Raw genomic sequence first — 21831 nt, forward strand, 5'->3', positions numbered from 1 at the left:
GATAAGTCAAGGGATCTGTGCAACTTTAGTCGGGATGGTATTAGCGCTAATGTACTGAAATATGGGAGCTAGGAGACATAACCATAGAAAAATGTGATGTTACAGTATTGTTAAATTAGCCAAAGGTCTAACAAAGAGGGATGAATTAGAGTGCTAGTCATAAAATTTAACAACTAAATGACCGAGAAACTGTATTTAGCCCTGCTTATGACACGAAGCGAAACATAAGTTTGTTATAGTAACTACGGCACTTTCACCGACCGTGCCTTGCTAAACGGCAAAAGATCAACAGGCTTAAAGCTCGGATTTTATTCTTTGGGGGAACGAATTGGACGCAATAACCATTAACCACTTATTCTTGACTGGTGCCGTACTCATCGCCATCAGCGTACTTTTCTCACAAGTGTCCTCTCGCTTGGGCGTTCCGATTCTTTTGATCTTTTTGTTCGTTGGTATGTTAGCGGGTGAAGATGGACCCGGTAATATTCATTTCGATGATTACTCACTGACCTATTTGGTGAGTAACCTTGCGCTTGCCGTGATTCTGTTGGATGGCGGTATGCGAACCAAGGTGGCGAGCTTCAAGGTCGCTTTCTGGCCTTCGCTCTCGCTGGCGACGATAGGTGTCGCATGTACAGCAACCTTAACCGGATTAATGGCGGCTTGGCTGTTTGACTTGTCATTAATGCAGGGCATCTTGGTCGGGGCGATTGTTGGTTCAACCGATGCGGCAGCGGTATTCTCTTTGCTGAAAGGACAGAGTTTCAATGAGCGTGTGGGTTCAACTCTAGAGATCGAATCCGGTACCAATGACCCAATGGCTGTTTTCCTGACAGTGACTTTAATTGCGCTACTGGGCACCCCAGATGCGAGATGGGAATGAACTTCCTACTCAAAAGCTTCGCGATGCAGTTTGGTATCGGCACCCTTGTTGGTATTGGTGGCGGTTGGGTTCTATGGAGTCTAATTAACCGAGTGCAGCTGGCCGATGGCCTTTACTCGATTCTGGTGCTCAGCGGGGGCGTGGCTCTGTTTGCGTTCTCTAACATGCTTGGCGGTAGTGGCATCTTATCGATTTACCTCGTAGGTCTGTTCATTGGTAATCGTCCAACGCGTTCTCGACACTCTATTCTTAATGTCCTAGACGGTATGACGTGGCTAAGTCAGATCGTGATGTTCTTGGTGTTGGGTTTATTGGTGACACCATCGACCTTAATGGACATTGCACTTCCTGCGTTAGCACTGGCTTTCGGTATGATTTTGTTTGCTCGCCCGTTGTCGGTTTGGTTGGGTTTGCTGCCGTTCAGAAGCTTTACCACCAAGGAGCGCTGGTTTGTCTCTTGGGTCGGTTTACGTGGTGCAGTGCCGATCATTTTGGCGGTTTTTCCGATGATGGCTGGCCTGCCAAATGCCCAACTTTACTTCAACATCGCCTTCTTCGTGGTTATGGTTTCGCTGATTGTTCAGGGCGGTAGCTTGATGAAAGTTGCGAGGTTGGCTCAGGTGACCTTACCACCGACACCGACACCGATTTCTCGTACCGGCATGGAGATTTATCCGACCAGTGAGTGGGAGATGTTTGTCTACAAGCTGAAAGAGGAAAAGTGGTGTGTTGGTGAACCGCTTAAGCGTTTGTCTATGCCTGAAGGGACGCGAATTACGGCGCTGTTTAGAAAAGATGCTTTGCTTCACCCATCGGGCAGCACTGTGTTAGAGGCGAACGATATTCTCTGTGTGCTTGGCCAAGATAAAGACCTAGATAGCCTAAGTGCGCTATTCAGTGAGGCTCCTCTAGCTGAAGAGTCCGCTCGATTCTTTGGTGATTTCTTCCTGGATGTCGAACTATCGATTGCAGCGGTCAGTGATTGTTATGGTATCGAACTGGGCTCGGAAGAAGAGCGAGAAATGACGCTAAAACAATTGGCAGAGCGAGAGCTTGGTGCACACCCTGTATTGGGTGATAGCTTTATGTGGTATGACATTACTTGGGTGGTCGCAGAGATAGATGATCATAAAGTCGTCAGGTTGGGTTTATGTTTGCCAAAGACGACTTTAGAAGAGGATATAAGTGAAGTTTAGTTGTGGACTTCTTGTAGCAAGATAACCGCCTGAGTTCGGTTTTTCACATCCAGTTTACGGAAGATGGCTGTCATATGTGCTTTGATAGTCGCTTCCGAAACATTCAATTCATAGGCGATTTGCTTGTTTAGCAAGCCGTCTGAAAGCATCCCTAGCACCTTGTATTGCTGAGGTGTCAGTGTGGAAAGCTTTTCCGCAAGGTCGCTACAGGCTGCATTATTGGTGATAAGCCCTTCAGGAAAGAACGGGTCGCCATTCAGCACTTGATTCAGTGCACTGACCAATTCACGCATATCACTCGACTTAGGAATGAAACCAAACGCACCGTGGCTTTTCACTTGAGTGACAACGCTGGCATCCTCGCTGGCTGATATCACCACGATCGGTAAATCTGGATATTCAGCACGCAGTTGAATTAAGCCCGACATCCCGTTTGCTCCCGGCATTTTAAGGTCGAGAAGTAACAGGTCTGGTTCATCTTCTTTTTTTAGTAGAGTCAGTAAGGCATCGAGAGAATCAGCCTCAAGCAGGTTCGCACCGCTGATAGCCATATGAACTGACTGAAACAGGGCGTTGCGAAAGAGAGGGTGGTCATCAGCAATGATGATGGTATAGGTCGAGTCCATGACGTTCATACTTTTAACAATTTAGTTAATATTTATTATCATCCTGATTGAGTATGTGGACAATATTTATGCATTAAAAGTCTGAACCATATCGACTTTTATCCCCAGAATAAGAAAGCGTTACTCTGAATAACAAAAAAGCCGCACAGCCATCTCGTTACGGAGGGGCGGTGCGGCTTTCGTTAGTGCTTGTATTTAGACGAATGTCGTCGCTATAGCTGGTGGTCTTGCATGTGTTTTAAGAATACATCGGCAGGCATAAAGCCCGTCACACGAGCATTTGGAACATGGTTACCCTTGCCGTCCCAGAACTCAATGGTTGGTAAGCCGAGTACCTGCAATTGTTTAAGCAGTTCAATATCTTGAGGCATGTTTCTCGTTACGTCAGCCTGAAGCAGGACGAAATCAGAAAGCTTGTTCTCAACATCTGCTTGGTAGAAGGTGTACTTCTCAAACTCTTTACATGCCACACACCAATCGGCGTAGAAATCGAGCATCACTGGTTTGCCGAGTTTCTTGGCTTCGATGAGCTGGATTTCTAACTCTTCAACCGTGTTGACGCGTGCAAATTGGATTTGTTGCTCAACCACAACGCTCTTTTCTGCGAACCAGTAATTCAATGCAGGTTGCGCTGAAGCGAATAGGCCAAGCATCGCGATGATACCTACAGCGCTCTGTTTCCAACCACCGAATGGCAGTGCATTCTTGCTGTGGTAAAGCCAACCAAAGGCGATGAACCCAAGACCAGACCAAAGTACCGTTGCCCACAATTCAGGAATAATTCGCTCTAGCAGGAAGATAGGCGCTGCCAGCAAGATAAAGCCGAATACGATCTTCACCTTGTCCATCCAGCTACCTGCTTTTGGTAGTAGCTTATTACCAAACATCGCAACCAAAATCAGCGGTATACCCATACCCATCGCTAACGCATACAGAGCGAACGCCCCGGTTAATAGGTCGCCACTTTGAGCCACGTACAGTAACGCGCCTGACAGTGGCGCAGTGGTACAAGGTGAACACACCAAGCCAGAGATAGCGCCCATTGCGAACACGCCCAAGGTATTGCCACCTTGTTGCTTGTTACTTTGGTTGTTAAGCCAAGTTTGGATGCTGCTTGGTAGTTGTAGGTTATAAACGCCGAACATCGACATCGCCAACGTCACGAACAGAACACTCAGCGCGATTAATACATAAGGGTGCTGCATCGCAGCTTGGAACTGCATGCCTGCTGAAGCAACCACTAAACCCAATAAGGTGTAGGTCAGCGCCATGCCTTGCACGTAGATGAAGGACAGCATCAGCGCACGACCTTGGCTGAGCTTGCCGCCACCTAGCACAATACCCGTTAGAATCGGATACATAGGCAGAACACACGGCGTAAAGGCTAAGCCAACACCGAGTGCGAGGAATAATAATGGCGTCCACCAACTGTCACCCAGCTTATCGGCTAAGCCTGCTTCTTTTGAAACTGGAGCATTGGTTTGTTGAGTGGTATTGCTTGCTGCGTCAGCGGTAGGAGAAGAGGCTTGTACTGAATTGTCAGCTTCACCAGAAGAACCTTGTAAAGCACCACTGTTTTGATCATCACTGCTTTTCATATCCGCAGAACTCGTCGCAGTAAACGGTTCAATGTCGATTACTCGGATCTCTGGAGGGTAACAGAAACCAGCATCTGCACAGCCTTGATACTTAACGATCAGCTGTGAGCTATCTTGGTAACTCTGTAGAGGAACTTGCACGAATAATGGCTGAGTATAGATGCTCACCTCACCGAAGAATTCATCTTGGTGTGGTTGGCCATTTTCCATTTCAACATTGCCGATAGTGAGATTTTGGCCAGTGAACGAGAGGCTATGTTGATAGAGGTAGTAGCCCTTTTTTACTTGCCAGTCGAGAAGGACCTTGCCGTCTTGCTGGTAGTAATTGAAAGGGAAAGCTTGGTCTACAGGGACAAAACCGTTGTTATTGCCTCCGAAGCTTGGCTCGGCGTTGTCGTTTCCAAAAAGCGCCCACGCAGGCTGGGTGAACAGGGAAACACAAACAAAAAGTAATGTGGCAAGTCGTCGCATACTATTTAGTCATCAAAATGGAGTTGAAGGTATCTTAACTCAATCAGACCGTAATAGTTTGTGATTAGTTTCATCGGTAGACAAATATCCCCTAAGGCGGGTGGGCTATTTTCTGGGGCAGTCGAGAGAGTGTCAGTCGCTCAACATGAGTTGTCAGCTTTTGCCAATAAGACATTTAAGCCACTCCTAAGCGTGCTCTTACTACTTGTTCGCAAGCATCTATATTCGTGGTGTCTTTCGGAATAATTAACACCGTGTCATTGCCGCCAACCGTACCGATAATCTCGGTATGTGGGTCGATATCAACCAATCTTGCGACCAACTGTGCGCAACCAGGGTTTGTTTTTACGATCACCATTGCTTGGTTGTGAGTAATTAATTCGATTTGTGATGAGATTGACGCATCGACACGTACCGGTGCGCTTTCTACGGTGATGCAGTAAACCTTTTTGCCACAGGCGTTCTGGATTTTGACAACACCGAGTTGTGACAAAATACGAGACACAGTCGACTGGCTAATGCCTGTATAACCAATGTCGACGAGTTTCTCTCGCAGCTGGTTCTGGGTCGAGAAGCTTTGCTGTTGTAGTAAGCGTTTGCACGCTGCAGTCAGTGTTTTATCTTCAGCTGAATACAAGCAACCGTGCTCAGTGATTTGGTTCATGAACAACTCCTTAAAGCCAACGTGTGGGTATCGCTTGTCCATAGCGCAGAACGCACTCCCAAAGCCGTAGAGTACGATTGTTAGTTAGGGCTTACCGATGAATCCCGAAATAAATAGGAAGGGTATGCGTGATGTATGATCTTCTATTCATCCAGTCTACCACTAAAGAATAGTTATCTTTTTGAAGGCGATCACCAAACAAAATTCTGGTTATTTGCTTTTTTTGTGGAATTTTATTCTTTGGGTAAGTGGATATTTATTCCAGGTTGGGAATAAATATCCATGTAGTTTGAGCTGTTTCTTTTACGAAGGTAAGAGCGCTAAGGGCTAGCGGATTTCACTCATGATCTCGCGAGAGAATACTTTTTCACAATAGTGACATTTTAGTTGGACGTTTTCGTGTTTTAGCTGCACTTTAAAGCTACTTTCAACGGGTTCACCGTGCGAAATACAGTTGCTATTCGGGCAAGAGTACACACTGTTGATTTGGTCTGGCAGTACTAATGTTAGCTTATTAACCACCTTGTACTCTTCAATCTGATTTACCGTCGCTTGCGGCGCATACAGAGCCAATTGGTTGGCTTGTTCCTTGGTCAGAAAGATGTTCTCAATCTTGATCAGATCTTTATGACCAAGCGCAGATGATGGCAGATTCAATCCCATGGTGATGCGTTGTTCTGTTTTGTGTAGCTTAAACAGTTTAAGGATTTTGATACCAAGATGAGCAGGGATGTGGTCAATCACGCTGCCGTTACGGATCGCTTCTACTTGTAGCTGAGTTTGTTTAACCATGACTGTTTCTCCTGCTTATAAAGTGTCGTTAAGAACTAGGGCCAATAGGGCTTCGCGAGCGTATACACCGTTTTCAGCTTGTTCAAAGTAGTAAGCGTGTGGCGTTTTATCTACGTCGGTTGTGATTTCATCGACGCGTGGTAATGGGTGAAGCACCTTCATGTTCTGGCGTGCATCTTTCAAGGTATCGGCCGTTAGAATGTAAGCCGACTTCATGTGCGCGTATTCTGACGCATCAAAGCGCTCTTTCTGTACGCGAGTCATGTACAGGACATCCAGTTCAGGCACCACTTCTTCAATGCTGCTGTGGGTGCTGTATTGGATGCCCATCTCTTCCAATTCTTCACAGATGTAATCAGGCATCGCTAACACTTCTGGCGCGATAAAGAAGAAACGCACGTTATTGAATTTTGATAGTGCTTGCGTCAAAGAGTGTACGGTACGGCCATATTTTAGGTCGCCGACGAACGCCACATTGAGGTTATCGAGCGTGCCTTGCGTTTCGTAAATCGAGAACAGATCCAATAAGGTTTGCGTTGGGTGTTGGTTTGCACCGTCGCCACCATTCACAATTGGCACACCGTTAGAAAATTCAGAGGCCAAACGTGCTGCGCCTTCTTGTGGGTGACGCATCACAAAGGCATCCACGTAAGATGAAATAACTTGAACGGAATCGGCAAGTGTTTCGCCTTTTTTCGCCAGCGATGTGTTGCCGCCATTATCAAAGCCGATGACTGTGCCGCCAAGGCGTTGAACTGCGGTTTCAAATGAGAGGCGAGTTCGAGTTGAAGGCTCAAAGAAGCAGCTCGCAACGACTTTATTTTTCAGCAGCTCAGGGTTTGGTTCTGCTTTGAGTCTTGCTGCAGTATCGACGATAAGCTCCAATTCATCACGAGATAGCTCTGGAATGGAGATGATGTGCTTGTTAAATAACGAATGCGCCATAACGGGTCTTCCTTTTTCTATGCATACAGTCAAATTGCGGACAAAAAAAAGCCCCCTAAAAATAGGAGGCTTCGAAATGATCAATAGAGCAAAATAAAAATGACACCAACGCCGTTCTAAGGCGTATTGGCTGACAATCATGTGCGAAAAAATTGCGGTTCATTTTTTGCTCTCTTAAGACAAATTGCGGAGGATTATACTCAGATAAAAAGGCCATGCAATACTTTCTGTAAAGTATTCATTTAATGGATTTTTATGCGAGATTATGTCCATTTTCAACTCCCATTTAAGTCTTTGTTGGGGCTGAGACTTACAGGGTTTTCCAGGAAATTATCTCTTCAACCGCATGAAAAAAAATGCGAGTTTTATTCAAGGTCAAAATCCCAAGAACGCCACCCGCATTTCCCTGTCATTGCACTTAACTTATCAACGTATTTCGAACAAGTGAGTGCCTAGCTTCTTAATTTTTAACGTCTTAACTGATTAGTTTCTTAGGTAATTAGCTGCCTAATGTCGCAACCATTACTGCTTTGATGGTGTGCATGCGGTTTTCTGCTTCATCGAATACGATAGAGTATTCAGACTCAACCACTTCATCCGTCACTTCTACGCCATCTTTAAGCTGCGGATATTCAGCAGCAAGCTGTTTGCCGACAGTTGTATCTTCGCCGTGGAAAGCAGGTAGGCAGTGCATGAATTTCACATGTGGGTTGCCTGTTGCTTTGATCATGTCCATGTTGACTTGGTAAGGCATCATTAGGTTGATACGCTCAGCCCATGCTTCTTTCGCTTCGCCCATTGATACCCAAACGTCGGTGTATAGGAAGTCACAACCTTGCACGCCTTCTTGAACATCTTCTGTTAGCGTGATTTTGCCGCCAGTGTGTTCTGCGATTTCACGACATTGAGCCAATAGCTCTTCTTCTGGCCAGAATTGTTTTGGAGCAACAAGGCGAATGTCCATGCCCATTTTCGCAGCACCAACCATCAGAGAGTTGCCCATGTTGTTGCGAGCATCACCTAGGTAAGCAAACTTGATTTCATGCAATTGCTTGCCACGGCCGTATTCCGTCATAGTTAGGAAGTCAGCTAGGATTTGTGTTGGGTGGAATTCGTCAGTCAGGCCATTCCATACAGGAACGCCAGCGTAAGCGCCTAGCTCTTCAACGATTTCTTGACCAAAGCCGCGGTATTCGATGCCATCGTACATACGGCCTAAAACGCGAGCGGTGTCTTTCATTGATTCTTTGTGGCCAATTTGAGAGCCAGATGGGCCTAAGTAAGACACGCGAGCACCTTGGTCGAATGCTGCTACTTCGAATGCACAGCGAGTACGAGTTGAGGTTTTTTCAAAGATAAGCGCAATGTTTTTGCCAGTCAGTGTTGGCTGTTCGTAACCGTTGTACTTCGCTTTTTTTAGCTCCATAGAAAGATCTAACAAGTGTTGAATTTCGCGTGGAGTGAAATCTAGTAGTTTTAGGAAGTTACGATTGCGTAGGTTAAAAGCCATGATGTATTCCTTCTTAGATTTAGGCGCTTTCTTGTTACAGGGAAATAAAATTCAAGAAAGCGCGATTCAATTTTTAGTTAAAGTTGTTCGGTTTTGTTTGTTTCGTTTGATTCTGTTTTCGCAAGCTTTAAAAGCTTTCAAGACTTAAGGTTCTCAAGCTTTAAGTTTTTCAAGATGATAAAGCTCGCTAGTGCATTAACCTTTGGTGATATTGGTGCCCGCTTGGCCTTGCAGGATTTGCAAACCATCTTCGAGTGCGCCGATACCCACTACTTTGCCGCCTTGCTGAATGAACTCGCACGATGCTTCAATTTTTGGCCCCATTGAGCCTGCATCAAATGTAAACTTCGCCAATTCACTTGGTGTAGTACTGCGCAGTGCGTGTTGAGTCGGTTTGCCCCAATCAAGATAAACAGCGTCAGCATCGGTCAGAATAAGTAGTGCATCCGCATCCAATTGTTTCGCCAAGAAAGCCGCTGACATGTCTTTGTCGATAACCGCTTCAACGCCGACTAATTTGCCATTTTCTTTTTTCACTGGGATGCCACCACCGCCAGTACAAATTACGAGGTGACCTGCATCGATAAGTTGAGTGATCGCTTCGTGTTCAACAATGCCAGTAGGGCGTGGGCTTGGCACTACTCGACGGAAATGTTGACCGTCTGGTTTTACGATCCAGTGGAATTTCTCCGCTAACTCACGCGCTTCTGCTTCTTCGTAGATCGGGCCAATTGGCTTAGTTGGATCTGCGAATGCAGGATCGTTTGGATCAACGGTCATTTGCGTCAACATGCATGAGATGTTGCGGTCAGGCAGGTAGTTTTTGAACTCTTGCATCAGCATGTAGCCGATCATGCCTTGAGTCTCACTGCCCAATACATCCAATGGATACGGGTTTACTTTTTTGTACTCCAAACCTTGCAGAGCAAGTAAGCCAACTTGTGGACCATTACCGTGCACTAGAACCACGTTGTACACTTTCGCGATTTCAGAGATGGTTTTAACAGCCGTTTCAATATTACGGCGTTGAACATCGGCTTCTAACGGCTCACCGCGACGAAGTAGGGCATTACCGCCGAGTGCAACAACAACAGTTTGCTTAGTCATAATTGTGTTCTCTCATTTTGGCCAAGTTGAGATTATTTAAGATCGTTCAACTTGGCCGTTTCGTCTTAGTGATTAGATACCATCACGCTCAATTGGGCAGCTCATGCAGCGTGCACCACCGCGACCGCGACCAAGTTCGTCTCCTGGAATCGGAAGAACCGTGATGCCTGCTTTGTCGTATTTTTCGTTGGTGTATGTGTTGCCTTCGTAGCCAATAACGACGCCAGGTTTAACCGTTAGAACGTTGTTTGCATCGTTCCACTGCTCACGTTCTGCATGGAAGTTGTCGCCACCCGTTGTGATTAGGTTTAGCTTGTCTACGCCAAGTGCTTTTTCGATAGCTGTTACGAAGTAGCCTTCTTCTTTCACTTTTACTGCGCCTGACTCATCGCCAGTTAGGTTCCAGCACTGTACGTCTTTACTTACCACTTCAGGGTAAACAGAGAACGTATCTTCGTTCATGTGAGTCATCACGGTGTCTAAGTGCATGCAAGAACGGTGTTTTGGTAGCTGCATTGCGATAACTTGTGTCGCTTGACCGTGTTTGAATAGGCTAGACGCTAAGTGTTCAACACCTTGTGCTGTTGTACGCTCAGACATACCGATAAGAACCGCGCCACGGCCGAGAACAAGAACGTCACCACCTTCGATTGTTGAGTTGTCGTAGTTGATGTTTTCTTCATCACCGAAGTATTTAATGAAGTCTTCGCCTGCGAATGTTGGGTGCCAGCGGTAAATAGCGCGAACGTGGTTTGTTTCACGTTGACGAGCAGGTTTCGCCATCGGGTTGATAGATACGCCACCGTATACCCAGCAAGATGTGTCACGAGTAAATAGGTGGTTTGGTAGAGGTTCGATAATGAAGTCAGTTGGTGCGTGCATGCCTTGCATCATTGAAGATGATTTCATTGGCATTTCAGCGTAAGACAGACCGCCCGTTAGGATTTTTGCTAGCTCTAAGTTTGGTAAGTCGCCCAAGTAGCAGCGCACATCATTGGCGAATGTTTTACCCAAACGGTAATCAGATACCTGGCAGCTTAGTAGCCAGTCTTTCGCTTCTGGCACTGCTAGTGTGTCTGCTAGTAGGTCAGTAAGAAGAAGAACTTCAACACCCTGATCACGTAGCGTTTTAGTAAATGCGTCATGCTCTTTACCTGCGCGCTCAACAGCCAGTACGTCATCAAATAGTAAATCGTGACAGTTAGAGGGTGTTAGGTGAGTCAGTGCGCGTCTTGGGCGGTGAACTAGAACGCGGCGCAATTGACCTATTTCAGAACCTACATAGAACTTACTCATGATCGTCTCTCTCTTATATATTTGAATTACTTTTATCGCTAAGAGTAATTATTTATTTTCAGTGGAGAATAATGAATTATTTTATTCATATCTCTTGTCTGGAATTAATATTACGCCTGCTAGTCAGGTATTCTTAGAGATCTATCACAAATCGTTTTTTATCCCGCAGCCCTTTAAAATTAAGGGTTTTAACAAACTTTATGCACTTTTAGTCATGACGATTACATTCTAAATAGTTAGCTGTTAGGGAACTTTATGCACGATTTTTTGATGAACCTTCCTAGAATCAAAATTGTTAGGGATTATATGCATAATAGTTTTATTGATAAGAATGTACTTAGCTTGGAAGTATGCAAAGTTTCTATTTAGATATTTAATTTTGGATGTGAAATTAATTATTTATTAACAAAATAAATGCGAATAAAGCTGTTGTGGTCACACTTTATAATTGGTTTTTTTAAGCCGGTTTTCTATAAAAATAGCTTTTGTTTCCCCTTTGGTTATTACAAGGTGAATAACTTTAAATATAATTAACGTTAATAAATGACTAAATATCTTTATAAACATAATGGAGAGGAATGGATTATTTTTTATTAGCCTTAACATCAATATTAAAACGTTGATTTACGCTTTGTCGAAGGTGTCCTTGGATTGTTTAAGGTTGGCTGATGAGGTTGGCTATAGAGAGGCTTAAAATAGAGTGTGTGCAGCTCGTGAGGTTGTTTTGGGGACTGGCTCTGAGGGAGATAGCAATAAAAAAGCCGCTAAGAAAGCGGCTTTGAACGAGAAGGTGGTGTGTAGGTTTTAGATAAGCGCACCAATACTTAGTACAACGATGCAGAACACCATCAAGATTCCGATTAATGGCATCACCCATTTAACCCAGCGCACGTAAGGGACACGAGCAATCGCCAAGCCGCCCATTACCACTGCAGAGGTTGGAGTGATTAAGTTGACCAAGCCAGATGCTGATTGGTAAGCGGTGATAACAAGGTCACGACCTACGCCAGCAAAATCGGCTAATGGCGCCATGATTGGCATAGTCAGCACTGCTAGACCAGAGGTCGAAGGTACTAAGAATGACAGTAGAATTTCTAAGAAGAACATCACGTTAATGAAGACAACTGAAGAAAGGCCAGTCACCATTTGTTCTGCTGAGAAAAGAATAGTGTCGGTGATCATACCGCGGTCCATTACGACTACGATACCACGTGCGATACCTATGATAAGCGCAACGCCCAGTAGGTCTCGAGCACCGTCAATGAAGCTAGTAGTGAACTCTTCCTCGCTCATGCGAGACACAATACCGACAATAATAGTCGCTGCTAAGAACATCGCGGAGATCTCTGCCATCCACCATCCAGCAACGGATACACCGTAAATCATGACAGCGAAAGAGCCACCAAAAATAGCCAGGATCAGTTTGCGAGTCGCGGTGAACTCCAGTTTTTCACCACTTGCGTTGCCAAGGAAGTGCGCTTTGTTCTCTTCGTATTTGTCGTAAACAATCGATGTTGTTGGATCGGTTTGTACCATTCTTGCGTAGCGCATGACGTAGGCGACACAGATACCCCAACCAATAATCAGCATTCCGATACGCAGCGCGATACCGTCGGTAAATGGAATACCAGAGGCGTTGGCAGCAATAACGGTCGCGAATGGGTTAATGGTAGAGCCTAGCACCCCAATGCCTGCGCCAAGCAATACCGTCGCAGCCGCAACTAGAGGGTCAAAGCGGGCTGCCATCATTACTGGTACTAGTAATGTATAGAATGGCAGTGATTCTTCCGCCATGCCGTAGACAGTACCACCTGCGGCAAACAGTGCCATCAGTATTGGTATCATCAACTCTTCTCGCCCTTCTAAGCGGGCGGTAACGCGCTCGATGCCAGCATCAATGGCACCCGTTTTGGTTACTAGTCCTAAGAAGCCACCAATGATTAAGATGAACAGCGAAACGTCGATAGCCGCTGCTTCATAGCTATTGTGGTCGTAGAAGCCATCAATAGGCGCTAGCAGTACATCAATCACGCCTTGAGGGTTACCTTCTACCGCTTGATAGGTTCCGGTTACGGGTACTTCTCGGCCTAGCTCTTCATTCATGGCACGGTCGTATTGGCCTGCTGGAACAATCCAGGTAAGCAGCGCGACGAACGCAATCAGAATAAATAGAATGGTGTAGGCAGAAGGAAATTTAAAGTTGGCAAAGAAGCCGCCCTTTTTTTTCTCGCTTGGTATCGTTTGAGTTGTCATGGCTATCTCCTTACATCATCTTAAATAGAAGTGATGTGAATTAGCGACTAATGATTTATAGATTGTAAATACACGGACACTTATAAAGCACTCAACGATATAAAGTTGCTGACTTTAAATTAAGGTTGTTTTTATATTTACCAATCCAAATGAAGTTAGATTTAATTTAGCTGCGGTTATTTTATTCCTTACGTCAGTATTTAAGTTTGGTGCTGTTCACAAAAATAATGGCTAATGAAAGGGCTGAAAAATGGCAGAAAATTGGCAAGGTTTTTTGGTTAGTTAGCTTGGATTAATATTCGATGGGGATGACGGTAAATCAAAGGGAGATTGACTGGGTAGGCATTCCTAATTAATGGCCTGAATAATCCTGGAATTTTATTCAAACTTTATTTTTGGTTGGTTTTTGAATTTTATAACGGTTATTTGACGTGTATCAAATAACACATTGAGCAGAAAACAAAAAAGGAAGCCGAAGCTTCCTTTTTTAGTTTAGAACATTAGTGATTACTAGATGAATAGGCCGCCAAATGCGAAGCCGAGTGCAACCGCTGTACTGATTGTTACCACACCAGGAATGAAGAATGGGTGATTAAATACGTACTTACCAATACGCGTTGAGCCTGTGTCATCCATCTCAACCGCTGCCAGTAGCGTAGGGTAAGTTGGAAGTACGAACAGTGCACTTACTGCAGCAAAAGAAGCCACGGCTGTTAGTGGTGCTACGCCAATCGCTAGAGCTGCTGGCATTAGTGCAACTGTTGTTGCGCCTTGAGAGTAAAGCAGCATAGAAGCGAAGAACAAAACAAGAGCCAGCATCCATGGGTAGTCAGCCAGTAGAGCACCTGCTACGTCTTTGATCTCAGCAACGTGTGCGTTTACAAACGTTGAACCTAACCAAGCTACACCAAGTACACAAACACACGCTGTCATACCAGAGCGGAATGTTGGCGCTGAAGAAATCTTCGCAGCATCAATCTTAGTGAACATCACGATAGCCGCTGCTGCTGCTAGCATCACAGACATGATCGCTTCGTTACGACCAAGCGCTGGGTTTTCAATTAGGCCAACAGAGCTAGAGATAGCCGCTGCGTAGCAAACCACGAAACCAATTGCTGCTAGGAAGATGTACGTTGCTCTCTTCGCTGTTGGTAGAATTTCACGTTTCTCTTCTGTCGCCAGTTTGATTAGGCCTTTCTCTAGACGTTCTTGGTAAACAGGATCGTCTTTCAGTTCGCTACCCATGTAGTTAGCAACAACCGCACCAACCATACAAGCGATGAAGGTTGTTGGGATACAAACCATCAATAGCGTTAGGTAATCAACACCAAAGGGTGCCAGCATTGCTGCGAAAGCAACAACTGCAGCCGAGATTGGCGAAGCTGTGATAGCAATTTGAGAGGCGACAACTGCGATAGACAGTGGACGAGAAGGACGAACACCTTGGCCTTTCGCTACTTCTGCTATTACAGGAAGCGTAGAGAATGCTGTGTGACCAGTACCGGCCATTAGTGTCATTACAAAGGTCACAATCGGCGCGTAAAAGGTGATGCGTTCAGGGTGTTTACGCAAAAAATTTTCTGCAATTTGTACCAACCAGTCCATACCGCCCGCAACCTGCATAGCAGCAATTGCGGTGATAACCGACATGATGATCAAGATTACGTCGATCGGGATGAAAGACTGGCTTGTTGGAACGCCAAGAATCAGTGAAAGGGCAATAACACCAGCACCACCGGCAAAACCAATACCGATACCGCCAATTCTGGCCCCCAAAAAGATAAAGAGCAGGACGACAAATAGTTCTACTGCAATCATAAGTAACACCTCATTTTAGATTTTATTATGTGAACATTCGCCGCTGGAATGTTCACATAATAGTTCTATGGTTTAGATTCTATTTCGCAAAAGTGCAACCAACAGAAACCCACAAAATTAACATGGTTAACCGTATTGGAGCCTAAAAAAGGGCTCCGTTTGGAGCCCTTTTTCGCTAACGTTATTCGTAGCGTTTTGCTTTATACTGAGGATGCATCAAATTTTCAACAGAGAAAATGTCATCAAGTTCTTCTTCGGTTAATAACCCGCGTTCTAGAACTACATCACGAACGCTTTTACCTGTTTCAGCACAGATCTTACCAACAACATCACCCTCGTGGTGGCCAATGTATGGGTTTAGGTAAGTGACGATACCGATAGAGTTAAATACGTGAGATTCACACACTTCTTTGTTCACAGTAATGCCGTCTACACACTTGTCGCGTAGGTTCACACATGCGTTTGTTAGAATGTCTAGAGACTCAAACATGCTTTGTGCGATAACAGGTTCCATTACGTTCAGTTGAAGCTGACCGCCTTCTGCCGCGAAAGAAACCGTGTTGTCGTTACCTAGAACTTTAAAGCAAACTTGGTTTACTACTTCAGGCACAACTGGGTTTACTTTAGCTGGCATGATTGAAGAGCCAGCTTGCAGTTCAGGTAGGTTTAGTTCGTTAAAGCCAGTGCGTGGGCCTGAAGAAAGAAGACGTAAGTCGTTACAAATCTTAGACAGTTTAACCGCTAGGCGCTTAAGTGCACCGTGCGTCATTACGTATGCGCCACAGTCAGATGTTGCTTCGATAAGATCTTCAGCCGCTACACACTCTAGGCCAGTTACTTCCGCTAGGTGTTTAACTGCTAGGCCTTGGTAACCCGGTGCTGCATTCAGACCTGTACCGATAGCCGTTGCGCCTAGGTTAACTTCAAGCAATAGCTTTGAAGTGTATTCTAGGTTTTTGATTTCTTCGTTGATGGTTACAGCCCAAGCGTGGAACTCTTGGCCAACCGTCATAGGTACTGCATCTTGAAGTTGAGTACGACCCATCTTCAGGATTGTGTTGAATTCTTGGCTCTTAAGCTCGAATGCACCTTTTAGGTATTCGATAGCGTCAATCAGTTTACGAACGCTGTTGTAAACTGAGATACGGAAACCCGTAGGGTAAGCACAGTTAGTTGATTGGCTGCGGTTTACATGGTCATTTGGGTTTATGAACTCATATTGGCCTTTTTCTTTGCCCATAAGTTCAAGAGCCACGTTTGCCACTACTTCGTTAGCATTCATGTTTACAGAAGTACCAGCACCACCTTGGAATACATCCGATGGGAACTGATCCATGCACTTACCAGTGTCTAGAATGAGGTCACAAGCTTCGATGATGTATTTAGCTACTTCGCTTGGGATTACACCTAACTCTTTGTTTGCTAAAGCCGCTGCTTTCTTTGTCATCACCATACCGCGAACGAATTCAGGTACATCTGAGATCGTTACATTTGAGATGTTGAAGTTTTCAACTGCGCGTAGAGTGTGGATGCCGTAGTAAGCATCAGCCGGAACATGACGTTGACCTAGTAGATCTTCTTCGAGACGAGTAGCTTGAGGAGCTTCAACTTGAGCTTCTGATAGATTAGCCATAACAGGATCCTTAGAGAATTATTCTGATTATATAGTTAGTTATTAGCCTATTCTGTGTGCAAATACTCCGTTCGCTAGAATATTGGGCTGATAAATCCGTCCTGACTTATGTGGCACATGATACTGTACTTAGCGCATAAAAATATTAAGTTGATCACCTTTTTCGGTTTTGTTTCGTCAATATTTTGCAAAGTTATTCTCGGTCAATAAACACGCTTATTTACAGGATAAATTTGAGATTGATAGGGCTTTCAGCGTAAACTGGATGTAACAAAGGAGGGCGTGTGTTTCCTATCTTATTATTACTATTTATCTTCGTACCCATCATTGAGATTGGGCTATTTATTCAAGTTGGTGGCTTCTTAGGATTGTGGCCAACTATTGCGTTGGTTTTGATTACTGCATTTGTTGGTGCATCGCTTGTTCGTAGCCAAGGCATTCAAACACTTATGTCTGTACAAGGTCGATTACAACAAGGCGAAATGCCAGCACAACAGATTCTTGAAGGCGTGATGCTTGCGGTTGCTGGTGTATTGCTGCTGACTCCTGGCTTTATGACGGACGCACTCGGTATGTTGGTATTGCTACCAGCACCAAGAGCGATGATTGCTAAGAAAATGATGGAAAAAATGGTGGTGACCAATATGTCTGGCGGTTTCCATGCGGGTGGACAGGCTGGTTTTGGTCAGAGTCCATTTGGACAAGACCCATTCAATCGCGACCCATCAGATCAATCAAAAGACGGCAACACCTTTGAGGGTGAATTTGAGAAGAAAGACGATGACAACGATCGTAACCGCTTAAACTAATCCGTTTTTTCTCTTCTTTGTTTTTATCTCTTCTTTATATAGAGGGAAAAACAGAAAAGGCTCTTACCTTTATCCTTCGCAAGAAAGTGATAATGGTAAGAGCCTTTTTTATTGCTAGCAGGGGGGGAGCGTTCGGTTATACCGCGCCTTCAAAGCCCATTTGTCGCCACGCTTCGAATGCAATAATAGCAACCGCGTTAGATAGGTTGAGGCTACGCGCATCTGGCATCATTGGAATACGAATGCGTTGTTCCATTGGCATGCTTTCGATGAACTCTGCAGGCAGGCCACGTGTCTCAGGGCCAAACATCAACACATCACCTTGTTGGAATTTCGCATCCACGTGGTGACCTGTGGTCTTTGTCGTGCAAGCAAAGATGCGGAAGTCACCCTCGCGTTCATTCTCTAGATACTCAAGAAAGGCTTCTAGGTTCTTGTGACGCTTAACACGCGCTAGATCGTGGTAATCCAAGCCAGCACGACGAACTTTCTTCTCTTCAAAATCAAAGCCAAGCGGCTCAATCAGGTGCAGGTTTGCGCCGCAGTTAGCACATAGGCGGATGATGTTACCCGTATTGGGCGCAATTTCAGGTTCGTATAGAGCGATATCAAACATGTTGGTTCACAAGAATAATCAAAGATAGCCAGAGTATACGGTGGCAAGCTGAGTGAGTACAGTTCACCACCATTAGCTTACGCTTTATTCGCGAGTGCTTGTGCGTAGTTTTCAGAAACCGCATTCCAATTCACCACGTTCCACCATGCGTTGATGTAATCAGGGCGACGGTTTTGGTAGCTGATGTAGTAGGCGTGTTCCCAGACATCCAGTGCAAGAATCGGCTCACCGTTGCTGGCGATGGTATCCATCCACGGGTTGTCTTGGTTTGAGGTCGAGATGATTTTCAGTTGTCCTTCTTCTACTACCAACCAAGCAAAGCCTGAACCGAAGGTATTGATTGCCGCTTGAGCGAACTGATCTTGGAACGTCTCAAAATCTCCGAAAGTACTTTGGATCGCGTCGCCAAGTTTACCTGCTGGTTCACCCCCGCCATCTTGAGCCATGCAGTTCCAATATAAAATATGGTTGTAGTAACCGCCGCCATTGTTGCGAACGGCAGGGCTGTGCTGAGAGATGCTAGCGAAGATCTCGGTCAGAGATTGCTGCTCAAGTTCACTGCCAGAAATCGCCGCAACAAACTTATCGTAGTAGGTTCTATGGTGCTTGCTGTAGTGCACTTCCATCGTCTTAGCGTCAATGTAAGGTTCTAGGGCGTCGTAGGCGTAGGGTAGAGCAGGAAAAGAGTGTGACATGGTAAATCCTCCTTAATTAGAGGACTTACCATAATGATAATGGAAATCATTATCAACTGTGATCTTTGTAGGGGTATTACACTGGCAGGATAGGCAGGGTGATTTTGAGTTGTAATCCACCGAGCTGGCTACGGCTTGCAGTGATGGTTCCGCTGTGTTGACGAATCGCACTCTCTGTAATGGTTAGGCCAAGCCCTGTGCCGCCAGAGTTACGATCTCGCGCCGTTGAAACTCGGTAGAAAGGTCTAAAGATAGAATCCAGTTCGTCATCAGGCACACCATCGCCATTATCATTGACGCAAATCGTCAGCCGATCTTGGACAACATCGAATTGCACATCGACTTGGTCTTTACCGTAGTAGATAGCATTGCGCGTAATATTGTCCAAGGCACTCATCAGTAGCTTAGGGTTACCCGAAATAGAACGGTCTGGGATCTCTGAAAACGTCAGTAATTTACCCATCTGTTCAGCTTCAAATTCTGCATCTTTTAAAATCTCTTCCCATAAGCTCGAAATAGGCTGAACCTCACGAGTAATATGGCTGTCGACCTGCATGCGTGATAGCGTCAGTAGCTCACTGATCATTTGCTCTAATCGCTGAGCTTCCATATCAATACGTTCTAACTCTTGGCTCTCACCCTGTTTACGAATCGCAAGAGCATTGGCCATGCGAAGGCGGGTCAATGGCGATCGTAGCTCGTGTGAGATATCTGAAAGTAGGCGTTGTTGCCCCGAAATCATTTGATTAACCGCTTCGACCATCTGGTTAAAGCTCTCACCCGCTTGTCTGAATTCTGAGGTGCCTTTTTCGAGTGTGGGATCGACCTCAAACTGACCTTTCGCCACACGTTGTGCTGCGCGTTCAAGCCTACGAGCAGGTTGGCTCAATGCCCAAGCTAACCATAATAGCAGTGGGGTACTTGCTAGCATTACCGCAAGCAATAACTGTAAAGGTCTATCAAATAAGCGCAGCAAAAATGGAGGGGGTTGGTTCCATTTTACTCCGGCATACATCAGTAATTCTTCTCCAGCGAGTGTGATAGGGACTGGCCCTGCTACCATGTAATGTCCGTATAACTTTTGCTTGGGTAATTCAGGGTTATCTATCGAGGTAACAAAATTACGAATCGCTTTAAGTTTGTAATTTGAGTGTCTTTTCGATGTAAGGACCGCGCCTTCAAGGTCGGTTAGGTAAATACGAGCTCGAGAATCCTTGCGGCTACGCGGTGCCTCAAGTTGGAACACTATTTTTCCCAGGTTAGATTCTTTGGCGTAGCGCTTTTCTGTGAATTTAGCGATACGTTCGAGTTTATCGAGATGATCGGCAGGCACATCGCGCGCCACTCGCGGGTCTAAATGGGGAAGTGACAGTACCGACAAAAGCACCAGTAACATGGTGAACCAAAAGATAGCAAAGATACGTCCATATAAGCTGGTGATTTTAGGTATACGCATTAATCTTCCTCTACCAATAAGTAGCCACGGCCTCGTAATGTCTTGATGCGAGATTTACCGTCACTGCGTTCTGGGATTTTTTTACGTAGGTTGGATATGTGCATGTCTATCGCACGGTCAAATGCTGCAAGCCTTTTGCCCAGCACATCCAAACTCAACGCTTCCTTGGTGATCACTTGCCCTGGGTTCTGGATTAGGTGACTCAGCAAAGCGAACTCGGTGGTGGTAAGATCGATAAGCTGGCCATTACAATAAGTTTCTTGCTTGCCGGGGAACACTTCAATGTCTTGATATTGAACCTTATCACTGGTTGCTTTAGGTGCGGTGTTGATCTGCGTTCTACGTAAGATAGCACGAATACGAGCGAGCAGCTCTCGGTCACTGAAAGGCTTTGGCAAGTAATCATCTGCGCCAAGCTCAAGGCCAATAACACGGTCGATCTCTTCACCTTTAGCTGTCAGCATCAGTACTGGCGTTTCCCAATTTTCTCTTAGTTTCTTTAGCGTTTCCATACCGTTAAGGCGCGGCATCATCACGTCCAAAAGAATCAAATCTATCTCATCATTGATAGCTTCCAACCCCGCATAGCCGTCATTGGCTTCGGAAACAGTGAATCCCTCAAAGCTCAGTATGTCTTTAAGTAAGCCGGTTAGCTCGGTGTCGTCATCAATAAGAAGAATGTTCGCCATTGGGAAGCCTTAATCAGTTGTTTATAGGTTAATAATACTGCTAATTATTCGTCAACTTTCACTCTTTACGATTCTTTACGCTTTCTAAACGTCGCTTTACGAGGGAAAGACTAATCTATATCTAAGCGCTGAAAACAAACGCAACACATGACTGATTATACCGAATTGAGGCAAAAATTATGAAAATGACTAAGAAACTTGTACTAGTAGCTGCGGCACTTCCACTTATGTTAGGTACAGCAAGCGCGTTCGCATATGGCGGTGGCGATAAAGGGGACCACAAAAGCATGCACGGCAAGTGTGGCGGCTTTGACAAAAAAGTGATGCGTCAACTGGATCTGACGGATGCTCAAAAAGCAGAGCTAAAAGAGATGCGTGAAGCGAACCGTGCAGAGATGAAAGCAAAACATTCAGGTAATAAAGCGGACAAGATGGCGCAGATGAAAGCGCACCACGAGAAAGTTCAAGATTTAGTTCTAGCCGATACCTTTGATGAAGCGGCGGCAAACGACCTAGCAAGCCAAATGGTAGAGAAGCAAACAGAGCGTCGTTTAACCATGCTGAAGAAGCAACATCAAATGATGAGCGTACTAACACCTGAACAGAAGACTCAACTGAAAGAAATCCAGCAAGATCGCATGGCTAAATGTGCGGACAAAATGGAAAAACGCATGAGCAAAGATAAGTAATTCATGGTTTGAAAAAACTGGATTGATTGAAAGTGTTTAGAAAGAAGCGGCCTAGTGCCGCTTTTTTTGATCTTTAAAATGAATG

General features: G+C 45.2%; 17 protein-coding genes and 1 pseudogene. 3 read left to right on the plus strand and 15 right to left on the minus strand.

The features are described 5' to 3' along the window. The first annotated feature begins 328 nt into the window (after window positions 1–328). Window positions 329–2079: pseudogene (locus tag AB6D07_RS03005) on the plus strand (potassium/proton antiporter). On the opposite strand, the gene AB6D07_RS03010 reads toward AB6D07_RS03005, so the two are convergent. The 11 genes from AB6D07_RS03010 to aspA all read right to left on the minus strand — a co-directional run bounded on the left by AB6D07_RS03010 (window position 2076) and on the right by aspA (window position 16792). Further along, entirely contained in the window at window positions 2076–2705 is a 630-nt protein-coding gene (locus AB6D07_RS03010; protein ID WP_012604978.1) for a response regulator transcription factor, read from the minus strand. The pseudogene AB6D07_RS03005 and the gene AB6D07_RS03010 overlap by 4 nt on opposite strands. A 212-nt stretch (window positions 2706–2917) precedes the next feature. Continuing rightward, complete coding sequence (locus AB6D07_RS03015) at window positions 2918–4774, minus strand: protein-disulfide reductase DsbD (RefSeq protein ID WP_372091279.1); 1857 nt, start codon at window positions 4772–4774, stop codon at window positions 2918–2920. Between the two features lie 175 nt (window positions 4775–4949). After that, the gene (locus tag AB6D07_RS03020) at window positions 4950–5438 is read right to left on the minus strand and encodes an arginine repressor (RefSeq protein ID WP_009844705.1); all 489 of its coding nucleotides are present in this window, start codon (window positions 5436–5438) and stop codon (window positions 4950–4952) included. Window positions 5439–5765: 327 nt separating this feature from the next. Further along, a complete protein-coding gene (gene pyrI, locus AB6D07_RS03025) occupies window positions 5766–6230 on the minus strand; it encodes an aspartate carbamoyltransferase regulatory subunit (protein ID WP_009844706.1) in 465 nt (154 codons plus the stop codon). A 15-nt stretch (window positions 6231–6245) separates the two neighbouring features. Next, window positions 6246–7175 carry an aspartate carbamoyltransferase gene (gene pyrB / locus AB6D07_RS03030; protein ID WP_004729720.1) on the minus strand — a complete coding sequence of 310 codons (930 nt, stop codon included), beginning with the start codon at window positions 7173–7175 and terminating at the stop codon, window positions 6246–6248. 499 nt (window positions 7176–7674) lie between these two features. Beyond that, on the minus strand, window positions 7675–8685 hold the full coding sequence (locus AB6D07_RS03035) for an ornithine carbamoyltransferase (RefSeq protein ID WP_009844707.1): 1011 nt from the start codon (window positions 8683–8685) through the stop codon (window positions 7675–7677). 195 nt (window positions 8686–8880) lie between these two features. After that, on the minus strand, window positions 8881–9792 hold the full coding sequence (arcC, locus tag AB6D07_RS03040) for a carbamate kinase (protein ID WP_009844708.1): 912 nt from the start codon (window positions 9790–9792) through the stop codon (window positions 8881–8883). Between the two features lie 72 nt (window positions 9793–9864). Further along, window positions 9865–11088 carry an arginine deiminase gene (arcA, locus tag AB6D07_RS03045; RefSeq protein WP_009844709.1) on the minus strand — a complete coding sequence of 408 codons (1224 nt, stop codon included), beginning with the start codon at window positions 11086–11088 and terminating at the stop codon, window positions 9865–9867. Window positions 11089–11892: 804 nt separating this feature from the next. After that, the gene (locus AB6D07_RS03050) at window positions 11893–13341 is read right to left on the minus strand and encodes a YfcC family protein (protein WP_017103635.1); all 1449 of its coding nucleotides are present in this window, start codon (window positions 13339–13341) and stop codon (window positions 11893–11895) included. Between the two features lie 510 nt (window positions 13342–13851). After that, entirely contained in the window at window positions 13852–15159 is a 1308-nt protein-coding gene (locus AB6D07_RS03055) for an anaerobic C4-dicarboxylate transporter (protein ID WP_009844713.1), read from the minus strand. Window positions 15160–15340: 181 nt separating this feature from the next. Continuing rightward, window positions 15341–16792, minus strand: coding sequence for an aspartate ammonia-lyase (aspA, locus tag AB6D07_RS03060; protein ID WP_009844714.1), 1452 nt, complete (start codon window positions 16790–16792; stop codon window positions 15341–15343). Between the two features lie 284 nt (window positions 16793–17076). On the opposite strand from aspA, the gene AB6D07_RS03065 reads away from it, so the two are divergent. Next, window positions 17077–17601 (plus strand): FxsA family protein, encoded by a 525-nt coding sequence (locus tag AB6D07_RS03065; RefSeq protein ID WP_012604974.1) that lies wholly within the window; start codon window positions 17077–17079, stop codon window positions 17599–17601. 136 nt (window positions 17602–17737) lie between these two features. On the opposite strand, the gene trmL is transcribed toward AB6D07_RS03065, so the two are convergent. From trmL to AB6D07_RS03085, 4 genes are all read right to left on the minus strand, one after another. Next, window positions 17738–18217, minus strand: coding sequence for a tRNA (uridine(34)/cytosine(34)/5-carboxymethylaminomethyluridine(34)-2'-O)-methyltransferase TrmL (gene trmL, locus AB6D07_RS03070; protein WP_009844716.1), 480 nt, complete (start codon window positions 18215–18217; stop codon window positions 17738–17740). A gap of 77 nt (window positions 18218–18294) precedes the next feature. After that, window positions 18295–18912 carry a superoxide dismutase gene (locus tag AB6D07_RS03075; RefSeq protein ID WP_372091280.1) on the minus strand — a complete coding sequence of 206 codons (618 nt, stop codon included), beginning with the start codon at window positions 18910–18912 and terminating at the stop codon, window positions 18295–18297. A 76-nt stretch (window positions 18913–18988) separates the two neighbouring features. Beyond that, on the minus strand, window positions 18989–20368 hold the full coding sequence (gene cpxA, locus AB6D07_RS03080) for an envelope stress sensor histidine kinase CpxA (protein WP_012604972.1): 1380 nt from the start codon (window positions 20366–20368) through the stop codon (window positions 18989–18991). Beyond that, window positions 20368–21057: a response regulator gene (locus AB6D07_RS03085; RefSeq protein WP_372091282.1), complete on the minus strand. Its 690-nt coding sequence runs from the start codon at window positions 21055–21057 to the stop codon at window positions 20368–20370. Before AB6D07_RS03085 ends, cpxA begins: the two co-directional genes overlap by 1 nt. Window positions 21058–21236: 179 nt before the next feature. Between AB6D07_RS03085 and AB6D07_RS03090 the strand changes: the two genes are divergently transcribed. Then, window positions 21237–21746 carry a CpxP family protein gene (locus tag AB6D07_RS03090; RefSeq protein ID WP_372140700.1) on the plus strand — a complete coding sequence of 170 codons (510 nt, stop codon included), beginning with the start codon at window positions 21237–21239 and terminating at the stop codon, window positions 21744–21746. Window positions 21747–21831: the final 85 nt, after the last annotated feature.

Origin of the sequence: Vibrio sp. 10N.239.312.C11 (assembly GCF_041466065.1) — a bacterium.
Classification (GTDB): domain Bacteria; phylum Pseudomonadota; class Gammaproteobacteria; order Enterobacterales; family Vibrionaceae; genus Vibrio; species Vibrio tasmaniensis_A.

Excerpts from the sequence above, each read along its gene's own strand:
- AB6D07_RS03010 (WP_012604978.1), bottom strand. The coding sequence starts at position 2,705 with ATGGACTCGACCTATACCATCATCATTGCTGATGACCACCCTCTCTTT.
- AB6D07_RS03015 (WP_372091279.1), bottom strand. The coding sequence starts at position 4,774 with ATGCGACGACTTGCCACATTACTTTTTGTTTGTGTTTCCCTGTTCACC.
- AB6D07_RS03020 (WP_009844705.1), bottom strand. The coding sequence starts at position 5,438 with ATGAACCAAATCACTGAGCACGGTTGCTTGTATTCAGCTGAAGATAAA.
- pyrI (WP_009844706.1), bottom strand. The coding sequence starts at position 6,230 with ATGGTTAAACAAACTCAGCTACAAGTAGAAGCGATCCGTAACGGCAGC.
- pyrB (WP_004729720.1), bottom strand. The coding sequence starts at position 7,175 with ATGGCGCATTCGTTATTTAACAAGCACATCATCTCCATTCCAGAGCTA.
- AB6D07_RS03035 (WP_009844707.1), bottom strand. The coding sequence starts at position 8,685 with ATGGCTTTTAACCTACGCAATCGTAACTTCCTAAAACTACTAGATTTC.
- arcC (WP_009844708.1), bottom strand. The coding sequence starts at position 9,792 with ATGACTAAGCAAACTGTTGTTGTTGCACTCGGCGGTAATGCCCTACTT.
- arcA (WP_009844709.1), bottom strand. The coding sequence starts at position 11,088 with ATGAGTAAGTTCTATGTAGGTTCTGAAATAGGTCAATTGCGCCGCGTT.
- AB6D07_RS03050 (WP_017103635.1), bottom strand. The coding sequence starts at position 13,341 with ATGACAACTCAAACGATACCAAGCGAGAAAAAAAAGGGCGGCTTCTTT.
- AB6D07_RS03055 (WP_009844713.1), bottom strand. The coding sequence starts at position 15,159 with ATGATTGCAGTAGAACTATTTGTCGTCCTGCTCTTTATCTTTTTGGGG.
- aspA (WP_009844714.1), bottom strand. The coding sequence starts at position 16,792 with ATGGCTAATCTATCAGAAGCTCAAGTTGAAGCTCCTCAAGCTACTCGT.
- trmL (WP_009844716.1), bottom strand. The coding sequence starts at position 18,217 with ATGTTTGATATCGCTCTATACGAACCTGAAATTGCGCCCAATACGGGT.
- AB6D07_RS03075 (WP_372091280.1), bottom strand. The coding sequence starts at position 18,912 with ATGTCACACTCTTTTCCTGCTCTACCCTACGCCTACGACGCCCTAGAA.
- cpxA (WP_012604972.1), bottom strand. The coding sequence starts at position 20,368 with ATGCGTATACCTAAAATCACCAGCTTATATGGACGTATCTTTGCTATC.
- AB6D07_RS03085 (WP_372091282.1), bottom strand. The coding sequence starts at position 21,057 with ATGGCGAACATTCTTCTTATTGATGACGACACCGAGCTAACCGGCTTA.
- AB6D07_RS03090 (WP_372140700.1), top strand. The coding sequence starts at position 21,237 with ATGAAAATGACTAAGAAACTTGTACTAGTAGCTGCGGCACTTCCACTT.